At 46.5% G+C, this 13502-nt stretch carries 9 protein-coding genes; 4 read left to right on the top strand and 5 right to left on the bottom strand.

The annotated features are described in order from the left end of the window. Positions 1-234: transposase (locus JGK36_RS29590; RefSeq protein WP_293198113.1), on the top strand; the 234-nt coding region annotated here is incomplete at its 5' end. Positions 235-425: 191 nt separating this feature from the next. Here JGK36_RS29590 and JGK36_RS29585 read toward each other — a convergent pair. The 3 genes from JGK36_RS29585 to JGK36_RS29575 form a co-directional block, all read right to left on the bottom strand. After that, positions 426-749, bottom strand: coding sequence for a DUF1825 family protein (locus tag JGK36_RS29585; RefSeq protein ID WP_293176096.1), 324 nt, complete (start codon positions 747-749; stop codon positions 426-428). 307 nt (positions 750-1056) lie between these two features. Next, entirely contained in the window at positions 1057-1674 is a 618-nt protein-coding gene (gene lepB, locus JGK36_RS29580; protein WP_293176094.1) for a signal peptidase I, read from the bottom strand. Positions 1675-1825: 151 nt separating this feature from the next. Then, positions 1826-4303, bottom strand: a complete 2478-nt coding sequence (locus tag JGK36_RS29575; RefSeq protein ID WP_293176091.1) for an ATP-dependent Clp protease ATP-binding subunit — start codon at positions 4301-4303, stop codon at positions 1826-1828. Positions 4304-5729: 1426 nt separating this feature from the next. On the opposite strand from JGK36_RS29575, the gene JGK36_RS29570 reads away from it, so the two are divergent. Together JGK36_RS29570 and JGK36_RS29565 are read left to right on the top strand one after the other, a co-directional pair. Then, complete coding sequence (locus JGK36_RS29570; protein WP_293176089.1) at positions 5730-7877, top strand: adenylate/guanylate cyclase domain-containing protein; 2148 nt, start codon at positions 5730-5732, stop codon at positions 7875-7877. Between the two features lie 169 nt (positions 7878-8046). After that, entirely contained in the window at positions 8047-9348 is a 1302-nt protein-coding gene (locus tag JGK36_RS29565; RefSeq protein ID WP_293176087.1) for a mechanosensitive ion channel family protein, read from the top strand. Between the two features lie 485 nt (positions 9349-9833). Here the strand turns inward: JGK36_RS29565 and JGK36_RS29560 are convergent, their stop codons facing one another. Then, on the bottom strand, positions 9834-10667 hold the full coding sequence (locus tag JGK36_RS29560) for an inositol monophosphatase family protein (protein ID WP_293198112.1): 834 nt from the start codon (positions 10665-10667) through the stop codon (positions 9834-9836). A 176-nt stretch (positions 10668-10843) separates the two neighbouring features. Further along, positions 10844-12277, bottom strand: coding sequence for a BCD family MFS transporter (locus JGK36_RS29555; RefSeq protein WP_293176083.1), 1434 nt, complete (start codon positions 12275-12277; stop codon positions 10844-10846). Positions 12278-12548: 271 nt separating this feature from the next. Here JGK36_RS29555 and JGK36_RS29550 point away from each other — a divergent pair, with 271 nt between their 5' ends. Further along, positions 12549-13493: an aldo/keto reductase gene (locus JGK36_RS29550; protein ID WP_293176328.1), complete on the top strand. Its 945-nt coding sequence runs from the start codon at positions 12549-12551 to the stop codon at positions 13491-13493. The last annotated feature ends 9 nt before the right edge of the window (positions 13494-13502 follow it).

The following is a 13502-nucleotide window of genomic DNA, read 5'->3' as shown; positions in this document are numbered from 1 at the left end:
ATGGCTATTCCTATGGAGTTTAATTCAAGGCGACTGAAGTCGCAGCCGCTTTCCTCCCCATGTCTAAAGCCAGGGGCTTCTCGCTCGTTTTTTGGTGAATTCCCTGAAAGGGTGAATGAGTTTTATCGTAAAGATGTTTTGTGGAGCAGTTCGTATTTTATTGCTTCTTGCCGAGGTGTTACCGTCTCCATACTTAGGAAGTATATTGAGAATCAAGACTCTCCCAAAGATTGATTTGCGGTAACTGAGTCTAATTGTCGGGCTGGTGTTCCTCCGACCGACGAGCCTTTCATCCCTACGGTAATTTAGTCGGGGTACGGAGCGTAGCAATTGAGATTCATCCCCTCTAAATACACCGAGGGACTTCCCGGCTGCTAGTTAATTATCAGTTGACAGTTGACAGTTGATAGTTGTCAATTGTCAACTTATGATTGCTTTTCCAGTTCAGATTTCATCCGCTCCAGCGTTGAGTTCATTTGCTCAAACATCTGCTGGGGCGTGATGCCAAATTGATTTAGCTGTGTTTTTAACTGCTCTACAGTCATCTGAGCCATGAAGTCTTCAGACAGCTCGAAGCGCTTCATAAAAATACGGTAGCGATCCATCATTGATTCCATCTGAGCGATGAACATCTTCTTGCCTTCGCGATCGAATTTGCCGTAATTCCCGCCTAGTGCGACGAGAGATTGATAGTCTTCAAACAACAGCTTGGCTTCTTGCTGAACAATTTCTGAATCAAAAAATCCCATAGCTTTCCTAATTTTTAATATTGAAGTGATTTTGATCTAGGCGGGAAATCCCGCTGCTTTTGGTACTATTTTATCAGTTGCCGGAGGAACTCTCTACCGCTCAAGGCGCAAAAATCAGTAGAAATTTCCGTACAGGATAAGGCATGGGCATCGGGAATTGGGAATTGGGAATTGCGAAGTCGAGGGATGGGGCATGGGGTCTTTATGGCATTGGGCTTGCAATAACAACTGACAACTGACAACTGACAACTGACAACTGACAACTGACAACTGACAACTGTCAACTGTCAACTGTCAACTGACTTCTTCAAACTTGTCCGATACGCTCAAGTGGCCAAAACCTCAATACAGCCCGGCCGATGATATTCTTTTTAGGTAAAAATCCCCACCTGCTAGAGTCGTTACTGTTGTTGCGGTTGTCTCCCATCACGAAGTATTGATTTTCCGGGACGACATAAGGCCCCCACTGGTATTTAGGAGGTTCGGCAATATATTTCTCAACGAGGGGTTTGTCGTTGAGGTAAACTAGACCTTTTTTCACAGCTACTGTTTGACCTGGTAAGCCAATTACCCGCTTGATAAATGCTTGGTCTGCGGTAAAGCCTTGTTCTTGCAACTGTTCCGGCGGCGCAAATACTACGATGTCACCAGTTTTTGGAGGTTCCAGGTAGTAGGATATTTTTTCGACTACGACGCGATCGCCCACGCGCAAAGTTGGTACCATAGAATCTGAGGGTATGAAGCGCGGTTCTGCCACCAACGCTCGAATCACTATTGCTAAAGCCAAAGCAATAATCACAATCTGAAGATTTTCTCGCTGCGATTTCCACGCTTTTTGCCACCACGGGCTTGTGCTGAGCGAAGTCGAAGTATCAGGTAGGTTTTCTGCTACTTCTGTACCAAAATTCTTTTCTTCAGATGTCATTTACTCCTCCTATAATTTTATTGACTCTTATTCATAAAAAAGGCAGAGAATTAAGATTCTCTACCTTTTTTATATGCTGATTTTGAGTTATTTACGATCGCGCAATTTGCGATCTTAAAACTTTACTCGCGATCGCACTTACTCAACGCACTTACTCAGCGCCTTGGGGCAGCAATTCCCGTTTTTGACCTTGCAGCACCTTGACAATTCCATCGTCGCCCACATCTACAACAGCGATATCGCCATCTTTGATGCGGCCAGAAAGGATTTCCTCAGCCAAGCTGTCTTCCAACAACCGCATGATCGCGCGGCGCAGGGGCCTGGCTCCGTAGCTGGGGTTATAGCCTTCTTCTACTAGCCGTTCCTTGAATTTTTCGGTCACTTCCAGAGTGATTCCCTGTTCTGTCAAGCGGCCGAACACTTCTTTGAGCATGATAACGGCAATTTCCTTGACTTCTTCCCTGTTCAACTGACGGAAGACGATAATTTCGTCAAGTCGGTTGAGGAATTCTGGGCGGAAGTAGTTCTTCAGTTCTTCGTTAACCAAGGAGCGAATGCGGTTGTAATTAGCATCAGCTTGGTTGTCGCCGAACTCGAAACCGAGGCCGCCGCCACCTTTTTCAATGACCTTAGAACCGATGTTGGAGGTCATGATCAGCAGCGTGTTTTTGAAGTCCACGGTACGACCTTTGGCATCTGTTAAGCGGCCGTCTTCCAATATTTGCAAGAGCATATTGAAGACATCGGGGTGGGCTTTTTCGATTTCGTCAAACAACACGACGGTGTAAGGACGACGACGAACTGCTTCTGTCAGTTGTCCGCCTTCGTTGTAGCCGACATAACCAGGAGGAGAACCGATAAGTTTGGAGACGGTGTGACGTTCCATGTATTCGGACATATCCAACCGAATCATGGCGTCTTCGGAACCGAAGAAGTAGCCGGCTAAGGCTTTCGTCAGTTCGGTTTTGCCGACGCCTGTGGGCCCGGAGAAGATGAAACTGGCGATCGGGCGATTGGGATTTTTCAAGCCAACGCGAGCGCGGCGGATGGCACGGGAAACGGCTTTCACTGCTTCTTCTTGACCGATCAAGCGCTGGTGCAAGGTATCTTCCATGTGCAGCAGTTTTTCGGATTCAGATTCAGTCAGTTTGTTGACCGGTACGCCCGTCCAGCTTGCGACGATTTGAGCGATATCTTCTTCGGTAACTACTGGCGAAGGGTCGGTTTCGCCGGTGCGGGCCGAGTCAGTTTTTTTGGCTTGGGAAATCGCGCGAATTTCGGCTTTGATCGTCATTTCTCGATCGCGCAATTCACCTGCTTTGTCAAAGTCTTGAGAACGCACCGCTTCGTCTTTATCTTTCAGGACTTGGCGGAGTTCTTTATCAAGTTCCTTAGCTGCGGGCGGCAGTTGGGAGTTGATCAGGCGGACTCTCGAACCAGCTTCGTCTACCAAGTCAATTGCTTTGTCTGGGAGGAAGCGGTCAGAAATATAGCGGTGAGACAGTTTGGCGGCAGCTTCCAGGGCTGTATCCAAAATTTTCAGCTTGTGGTGCTGTTCGTAGCGTTCCCGCAAACCGAACAGAATCTCGATCGTCTCGTCAACGGTGGGCTCGCCGACCATCACGGGCTGGAAGCGGCGTTCTAGGGCGGCATCGCGCTCGATGTGCTTGCGGTACTCGTCGAGGGTTGTAGCGCCGATACACTGGAGTTCGCCTCTTGCCAAAGCTGGCTTGAGAATGTTCGCTGCGTCGATCGCCCCTTCAGCCGCACCAGCACCGATCAAAGTGTGCACTTCGTCAATCACCAAAATCACGTTACCCGCCGTGCGGATTTCGTCCATGATTTTTTTGAGGCGTTCTTCAAATTCCCCCCGGTATTTCGTACCAGCTACGAGCAAGCCGATATCGAGGGTAACGACGCGCTTATCTTCGAGGATATCTGGGATATCGTTGTTAGCGATGCGCTGGGCCAGACCTTCGGCGATCGCAGTTTTGCCGACTCCAGGTTCGCCAATAAGTACCGGGTTATTTTTAGTACGGCGACCGAGGATTTGAATTACCCGTTCGATTTCTTTTTGCCGTCCGACTACGGGGTCAAGCTTACCATCAACCGCCATTTGAGTCAGGTTGGCACCAAATTCGTCCAATGTTGGGGTTTTAGTGCGAGCTCCGCCGCCGGTGGCTGCGACTTCTGCCGTTTCTCCCAGCATCCGAATCACTTGGGTGCGGACTTTCGACAAATCTACTCCCAGATTTTCCAGGACTCTGGCCGCTACTCCTTCACCTTCACGAATCAGGCCGAGCAGCAGGTGTTCTGTACCTATATAATTGTGTCCGAGTTGGCGAGCTTCTTCGAGGGACAGTTCTAGAACCCGCTTGGCGCGAGGGGTGAACGGAATTTCGACTGCTACGAAGCCCGAACCGCGCCCGATGATTTTTTCGACCTCAATCCGAGCATCTTTGAGGTTGACCCCCATTGATTTGAGGACTTTGGCTGCAACTCCGGTTCCTTCTCCAATCAGACCCAGGAGGATCTGTTCTGTCCCTACGAAGTTGTGACCCAGGCGGCGAGCTTCTTCCTGGGCCAACATGATTACTTTTATTGCTTTTTCTGTGAAGCGTTCAAACATGGTTTATTCCCACCTGCTATGTGCCCGTTTTGAGGTCACGCTCGCACAACGAGCGTTTTTGTTCGAGTGTTAACTCGTAATGCTAATTCTAGCGCGACACTCCCACCGCGAAAGCCGCACTCGGCTGCGGTTGCAGATTCCAGGCTCATGTTGCAGGGTGGCTTTCAACTGGGAAGACCCAAATGGTGGCTGACCTACAACCTCCCCTAGACTGCAAGAAGATTGCTCTTCTCGGCCTGTGCCCAACCTACGACTACGTATTGATGGATTCTAGCACAATGTTTTTGATATGAAGTCTATGAATTCGCTCGGATGCGCGATTTTTTGTTAACTTGAGCTTGCTTTAAACTCTGTTCTCATTTTCTCCCGAACAACTTTTAGACCGCTGCGCGATCGCTATTGTCCAAACACAGACACGCTACATATAGCGTCCCTGCGTAATTCCTGTTAGTTTTTGTTGCAAAGTAATGCGATCGGTTGATACAATATTTTCTATAATTGTCAACGCAGAGCGACTATTTTCGAGATAAATCTATCCCTAGTCACGAGCCCCAAAATTCACCCACGGCTGATGGGGTTTATCTGAAAAACCGAACTCTGTTAAAACAACAAGTAAAGACCGAGAATAGGTTAACCAAGGTAACTCAATATGCGACATATTGGCGAGCGAAAACTTTTTGATGATATTGCCTTAGTGGTGTTGAAGCAAAAGTAGGAGGGACTTTTTTATGTGCTGGTAGATTCTCCATTACTACTACCACGCTCACCCAGAGTTCCGGTACTAAAAATATTTGGATAAACACCTCACTAATCCTTGCTATCCATTGAGCAATTAATTATCATTAATCTCATATTATCTTGGGACTAATAGCACCGCTAATCGTGTTTTTTTTGCCGTGTATAAGTCTCCATAAACTTACTAATCTTATAGCAATATTGCCCTAAGTTACTCTTAAGATAATTAAAAAATTTTCACTACTATAATGCCAATGTGCATTTTTCAAAAGTTTAATTAGTCTTTGTTTTAGCTCTTGAGACAGATGGTTTATGGCTGGCATATATCTGGCGATCGCTTGCCTATGATATGTTGATATTCTACAATATAGATGCGCAGGGAGCATCTCAGTTTTGCATTTACAGTGCTGTCGGGAGTTCAAAAAAGGTTCGTAGTACGTCAGTAGAGTTCGCTCTTCAAAAAATGCTTATTGCAAAACTGAGATGCTCCCGATGCACAGCAGCTTAGAATCTGCTATCCAGGATTTCTCTTTTTGTGCTGTTGGGCAGTAGAGCGACTGTTGTGAGCCGATCGCCAAAAAATGTCAAATGGGTTCTATAAATGAAAAGCGATCGCTACCAATGGTGAAAGATTACTCTTTAACTTCTTAGAGATGAAAGAAATAATACCCAGACTCTCAGGAAAAATCCTATGCAATTAGTGAATCATTTAAGTATAAAAACAAAACTCATAGTCATGTTGCTGGTAGTCAGCCTTTGCGCTATGCTTGCGAGCACGTTTATATGCTCTAGCAGTGGGAAAGCTATTCTGACCGAAAAAGTCTTTAACCAATTAACCAGCCTTAGGGCTGTGAAAGCTTATCAAATCCAAGATTATTTTGAAAACCTTAAAAACCACACCCAAACCCTCAGCGAAGACTTGACAGTAGTCGCAGCCCTACAGGAATTTAAGACGGCTTACAGCGAACTTGAAAAGTCTAAAATTCCAGCGAATTTTGACGCAAAAATTGATACCTACTACCAGAAAGAATTTTTAACCAAACTAACGCGAACTAACGATGGTTCGCCTGTTCTGGCAGCATACAGGCCAAAAACACCCGCTGCTCGTTACCTACAGTACCACTACATCGCTGCTAATCCGAACCCCGTTGGCAAGAAACTTCTCCTTGATACTCCAGGCGACGCCAGCGCTTACAGCCGCGCTCACGCCCTCTACCACCCTATTTTTCGCAATATAGTTGAAAAATATGGTTACTACGATATGTTTTTGATCGATCGCGAAGGAACTGTTGTCTATACGGTTTTTAAAGAAGCCGACTTTACCACAAGCTTGATCGATGGCCCCTACAAAGAGAGTAACCTAGCAAACGCGATCGCCGCTGCACGACAGGCAAAGGGAAAGGGGTATGTGAAAATAGTAGATTTTAAGCCCTACAGCCCTTCCTACGGTGCGCCTGCGGCTTTTATCGCTGCTCCAATCTTTAACGGCTCGGAATTTATTGGTATTTTGGCGTTCCAGTTTCCCGTTGACAAAATTAACAATGTGATGACTGGTAACAAAAATTGGAAACAAAGTGGTCTGGGCGATTCAGGAGAAACTTATCTGGTTGGGTCGGATTATCTAATGCGCTCTGCATCTCGTTTCCAGATAGAAGACCCAGAAGGTCATGCAAAAATTCTAGCCTCTATCGGTACTGATGAAAAGACCATCAAGAAAATCAAAGAGTTCAATACTACAATCCTCCTACAGCAAGCGCAAACAACAGGAGTGAAGGAAGCGTTATTTGGGAAACAGGGCACCCAGGTGATCGACGATTATCGTCATATTCCTGTTTTGAGTTCTTATTCTCCACTAGATATTGATGGATTGAGGTGGGTGATATTGGCGGAGATGGATGTTTCGGAAGCCTATGCGTCAATTCACTCCTTTCAAAAAACAATTGTGATGGCAGCTACTGCAATCATCGCGATAATCACGGTTGTTGCCATGTGGCTGACCGCAATCTTTGTCAGACCCATCAAGAAGTTAATCGCTAGTGCCCGCCTGGTGGGGGCTGGAGAAGTTGACGCGGTGGTTAAATCTGGTTCAGAAGATGAATTTGGAGAGTTAGCTAAATCATTTAACCAAACGATAGGCCGCCTTCGTGCCGAAACTCAACTAATTCAACAGAAAAATCGCGAAAATGAAGCATTAGTCTTAAATATATTTAGTCCCGCAATAGCCAAACGCCTCAAACAGGGCGATCGAGCAATTGCCGATCAGATTTCTCATGTCTCGGTTTTGTTTTCCGACCTCCATCGATTTACTAAGCTCTCTCAAACCATGTCAGCTCCCGAAGTTATCGCTCTGCTTGATGAACTGGTAACAGCCTTTGATGAAATGACCGAAAAATACGGTTTGGAGAAGATTAAAACTATTGGTGATGGTTATATGGCTGTATGCGGGCTGAGTGTGCCACGTTTGGATCATGACAAACGCACGGTGGATTTTGCTTTGGAAATGCTGGCGTTTGTCCACCGATTTAATTATGAAAAAGGCTTGGATCTAGACGTAGAAATCGGTATCAATTCAGGAGATGTGGTTGCAGGTGTCATTGGCAAAAATAAATTGCTCTATGATGTTTGGGGTGAGAGCGTAAATATTGCCAATAGATTGAAGTCGGCTTGTCCCCCCGGCGCAATCTTTGTGTCTCAAGATATCTACGATCGCCTGCACGATCTCTACGATTTTGAGTTGGTTGGTGAAATTCAAGAATCTGGAAAAGAAAAGTTAGTAGCTTGGCAAATCACAAGTTATAAGCTTCCAGTAAATGTTGGATCGGAGGAAGTCCATGAATAATTTAAGCTCTTCAAACGACTGGGAGATGTGGGCAGTAATTGTCGGATTAGGGTTCCCACTCCTCGTCGTTTTACTAGGAGAGGTTATTTATCACCTACAAAGGCACGCTAGACCACTGGCGACTACCCTGCTGGTTATAAAAAACCTTGTCCTGCCGGTCTTAATGGTGATGATTTTAATCAGGAATGTCCTGAAGCTTGACGTTAATGGGAATTTTCCCAAGCTCGTAGCAACACTGTTCTGGATATCTGCCATCTACGCATCTCTCTCGCTGCTTAATGTGATTTTGTTTGAAGAAGCTGAGGCTAATACATGGCGGGCACGGATGCCCAAATTGCTGATCGATCTTTCTAAGTTTTTTTTGGTGCTTGTAGGAAGTGCGATCGTGCTAGCGGCAGTGTGGGGTGCTGATTTGGCCGGTCTTGCTACTGGATTGGGCGTTAGCTCAATTGTGATCGGTTTGGCGCTTCAGGACACACTAGGTAGCGTCATGTCTGGCATGGCGCTGCTTCTAGAACGTCCCTTTAGTGTTGGTGATTGGTTGCGGATTGGAGATATCGAAGGTGAGGTAGTTGATATCAATTGGCGATCGGTTCGCCTGCTCACTCTCCAGCGCCAGATGATAATCGTTCCTCATCAGTTCATTGGAAAAGGAATCATCCATAATTACAGCCAACCAGAACGCATTTATAACCAACGCCTCAATATTGGTTTTTCCTACGATAGCCCGCCTAATCTCGTGAAGCAGGTACTAACAAGTACAGCCTTGGCTACCCAAGGAGTATTAGCGGAACCGGAACCAAATATTAAAACCAAATCCTATGATGAGACTGCAATTATGTATGAGGTGGAGTTCTTTGTCAAAAACTTTGAGGATGTAGACCAGATAGTCGATCGATTTATGACGCGAATTTGGTACGCAGCGCAGCGAAACAACTTAACGTTATATCGTTACCGATACTCGTATCCTGTGGAACCTGCTGATAAGGCAGATAGCGCTTCAACTAAGTTAGCCCAAAGCCTGCACTCAATTCCCGGATTTATGCCTTTAGCTAGAGAACCCAAAAATTTGGATGACTTAGGTAAGGGAACTATTTTACAGAAGTTTGGTGCGGGAGAGAAAGTCATCCGGCAAGGCGAGCCTGGTAATGCTTTGTACATTATCATTGCGGGTCAGGCTAAGGTCACAGTCAGGAACCAGTTTGGCATGGAGTTGGAGGTAATGACTATCTTGCGTGGTGAGTTTTTTGGGGAAATGGCACTATTTAGTGGGGAACCGAGTCCGGTATCAATCGCCGCCGTTGACGATTTGCAAGTTCTTGTCATCTACTCAGATGCTGTAAATACAATGATTGAACGCCAACCAAGCTTGGGGCGCGAGATAGGTCAAATTATAGAGGCGCGAAGCAAAGCGGTAAGTATGGCCGCCCAGGCAGATGTTTCGTCAAGAGTTCAGGTTGATTCCCTATGAGGATTTTGAAGTAAATTGATATCGAGTAACCAATTAAGGGCTCGGGACTAATTTTCTGTTCGGCTTGTGACAATTTTACCATTCTTGGGGCTGGTGAAAAAGCACGGTCATAGACCGTGCAAAGCATAACGAATCACAACCGCCTATGCAAGACCCATTGGTGACAAGTTAAGGTGACTACTGGTGTGTAGATGCTTTGGTAGTAGGTGATCTTCTCCCAAGCTAGAAGCGAATGGACGGCAGAATCTGGCAGCAGCTTCTGGCAAGGTGAGGCAACACTCTGCAAAAATTGTTGGAGAGAGAATGGACGCACGATTTGGCATTGCCGGGAAAGAGATCTTTTGGTTTGTAAGGCAATTATCTATGTATATCTTGCCTTACAGATTTTTTTTGTCACTTTTTCAGTGCCATTTGACTAAAGTCCGCAAGAAAGAAGGACTGAAGTCCGAACGATCGAACCTATTGGGTTCGAGGCGACTTTAAGATTAGCCCATTTTTTTCTTCTTCCAAGCTTCAACAAACGGCAAAAACACCGACACTAATTCCTGGCGACTCATCACCAAAGTTGGAAAAGAAACCCTCGCATAATTCTTACCCACTTCCAGCGGAAAAATCGCTTGGGATTCCAGCGGTAGCCAAACCGCACCCGCAGCCTTGACAATTACCCAACTCCCAGCAATATCCCAAATTTTAGGAGTCGCTTCAACTCCTCCCATCGCCACACCGGAAGCCACCATTAAAAAATTGTAACTAGCCATCCCCAACATCCGAATTTTACTCGGAAGATGAGGCCCAATTCCCACACTCCGCGAACACAAATTAAAAATATGATTTCCACTCAGTTTATCATCACTCGGGCGAATCGGGCGATCGTTTAAAAATGCACCTTGAGGCATATTTGTCAATACAGGATCGTCCGCCAAATTCTCTGCATAAAAACCGTGGAAAGTTTGATTCAAGGGTGGCAAATGCACGCAGCCAAAAACTGGAGTTCCGCGATATAATAGACCTAAAGAAATCCCCCAAATTGGAATGCCCCGAGCAAAATTAGTGGTAGCATCGAGAGGATCGACAACCCAACACCATTCAGTATCGGGTAAAACGTGCTCTCCTTCTTCGCTCAAAATCCCGTGACTGGGAAATGCAAGTGCGATCGCATTTCTAATCTCTGCATCCGCCCAATTGTCAGACTGCGTAACCAAACTGCCATCAGATTTCTCATCCGCTTGTGCAGAACCGAAATCTTTCAAAAACTGCTGTCCGATTGTTTTGACAGTTGTCTGAGAAAAAGTTAGAATAGACTTCCAAAAATCTTGCATTAGTTATTGGTTTGTAGGAGAAGACGGCGGTTGAAACCGCGCTGATAAAAACGAAGACGGCGGTTGAAACCGCGTCTACAAAAACGAAGTCCGCCTCCGCGGACTGAAGAGAACTTTCTTCAACCCGCGGAGGCGGGTTTGGTCTGTATAGACGCGGTTTCAACCGCCCGGTATTCTCAGTCTAATTCATTTTCAAGGATAGTTGCGATCGCACTTTTAGCATTATCCTGAAATTCTGCAACATCCACCAGACTCAACAGATACAAAGCGAAAATCATACCCACAGCCGGCACTGCAAAAACCAACCCGTAAGCCAACATCGGCACTCCAAACAAAGTCCTGCCAAAATCCAAAATAGCACCGCCGCTAACCGTAGCAAAACCCCGCGCCATCGCCTGCGACAAACCCCAAGCGCCAATAAAAGTCCCCGCAGTTTCCGCAGCCGTCAAATCCAACATCAAACTCAGCGCGCCCGTCGTCGTAATTCCCGAAGCTAACCCGAAACACATCAAAGCCGACTTAAACACAATGGGATTACCAGTAAATCCCGATAAAATAATCAAGCCAAAACAAGCCGCCACCGACAAACAACCCAATCTAATCGTATTTTGCTTGCCAATCCGCGGCACAATTAAAAAACCAGTTGCGCTCAAACCGATGAGAACACCAGTACCGTAAATAGCATTCAACCGCGTACTTTCCGAAATCGGCATCTTAAAAATTTCCCCGCCGTAGGGTTCCAAAACGGCATCCTGCATAAACAAACAAATTGTCATCACCAGCAGGAAAGTAAAAAACAAACCAGTTTGGCGGCTAGCAGTCAAAATCCGCAGCGCACTTCCTAAAGTAATCTTATCTTCTCGATTAACTGCGATCGATCGCGCCCCGTAACGCGAATACTTCTTCTCAACCCCAAAAGTTGCAATCCCCACCAACAGCAAAACCACCGCCGGCACCTTCACAAACAAACCATTAATCGAAGCCTGCAACACTTCCCGCGGCACATCCCCATCAATCTGCTTCAGCAAACCGCTGCTGACAATCGCCCCGATAATAATACCAACCATCAGCATCGACCACACCACACCCACCAACTTCGATCGATCTTCCTCATCGGAAACATCCACCAACAAAGCAGCAAAAGGAGTCGAGCTCGAACAAATCGCGATACCGTAAACTGCAAAAACCAAACCCAGCAAACCCACCCAGCCGTAAGTCGGAGTCGTCCACCCCACAGCGTCTAAACTAGCGCCCAAGCGCCACATCACCTGCACCGCCAAAAAAGCCGAAATCACAAACAACAGCCCTCCCATCCACACGTAACCCGTGCGGTGATGGCCAAACAAAGGCTTAGCATCCGACATTTGCCCGAACCATACCCTCGCTGGCGCCACAAACTGGTGCATCGCCAGGGTACCAGCCACCACAGTAGCCGGAATCGCCAACTCCTTAATCATCACGCGATTGAGTACCCCCAGGGTCAAAATCGACATCATGCCCAGCCCCATCTGAAACAAGCCCAGGCGGAACATCGTCGCGAGGTCAATTCTCTTTTGGGCAGCAGTCGTGGAATCTGTTAATGTAGAATCTGGCAAACGGTCGATCGGCATAACTTTTCAAATAAAGACAACATTTGAATTTATAGTAACTGAGATATTGCAATCGGCCGCCATTATACCCACAGCTAGAAGCTCAAATGACATTATTCATATAAAAATAAAGAGAATCAATATAGCAACCGCCACCTGAAAGCGCGGACATAAATAACCTCATGAATCGATCCCCGATCCCGCGATCGATAAACCGTTTGATTCCCGTACTATGTAACTGTCAACTGTCAACTGTCAACTGTCAACTGCTATAACTGTGGATTTACCAACCGTGACAACTATCACCCTAGGACAAAATGGCCCAGCCGTCATTCCCCTGTGCGTCGGAACTTGGGCTTGGGGCGACAAACTATTTTGGAACTACGGCAGCAACTACGGCGCCGCCGAAGTAGAAGCAGCATTCAACACATCCCTAGATGCCGGAATCAACTTTTTCGACACAGCCGAAGTCTACGGTAACGGCTTGTCAGAAGAATTGCTGGGACAGTTTATCAAAAAAACTAGCCAACCCGTGCAAATAGCCACCAAATTCGGCCCCGTACCCTGGCGGATTACCGGAAAATCAGTTTCCGAAGCCTTGAGTGCCAGCTTAAAACGGTTGCAAGTAGAACAAATAACCCTCTACCAAGTACACTGGCCTTTTAGTTTTTTACTGAGTCAAGAAACTCTGATGAATGCCTTAGCAGACGAAGTAAAACAAGGCAGAATTCAAGCAGTAGGAGTCAGCAACTATTCCGAAGAACAGATGCGCGAAGCTCACAAAATACTAGCAGCCAGAGGCGTCCCCCTAGCAACAAATCAAGTCCGTTACTCATTGCTATCGCGGCAAGTAGAAAAACAAGGAATTGTACGTGCAGCCTCGGAATTGGGAGTAACAATTTTAGCTTACAGCCCCTTAGCCCAAGGATTGCTCACCGACAAATACACAGCCCAAGAACCACCTACAGGAGCCCGCAAAATGGACTCCCGATTCGGCAAAGTGGGCCTTGAAAAAATCGAATTAGTCATGTCTACCTTGCGAAAAATGGGGAGAAAGCGCGATCGCACGCCCGCGCAAGTTGCCCTAAACTGGTTAATAGCCCAAAACGGAGTTATCCCAATTCCCGGCGCCAAAACCGCAAAACAAGCCGAAGAAAACGCAGGCGCCCTAGGCTGGACTTTAAGCCAAGATGAAGTCAACCAACTAGAACTAATGACACGTCCCTGGCGAGAATAAATCTCTAAT

Origin of the sequence: Microcoleus sp. PH2017_35_SFW_U_B, from assembly GCF_020737865.1 — a bacterium.
Classification (GTDB): Bacteria; Cyanobacteriota; Cyanobacteriia; order Cyanobacteriales; family Microcoleaceae; genus Microcoleus.
Note: the sequence above shows the minus strand (reverse complement) of the source record. Positions and strands in the feature narration are given on the sequence as shown.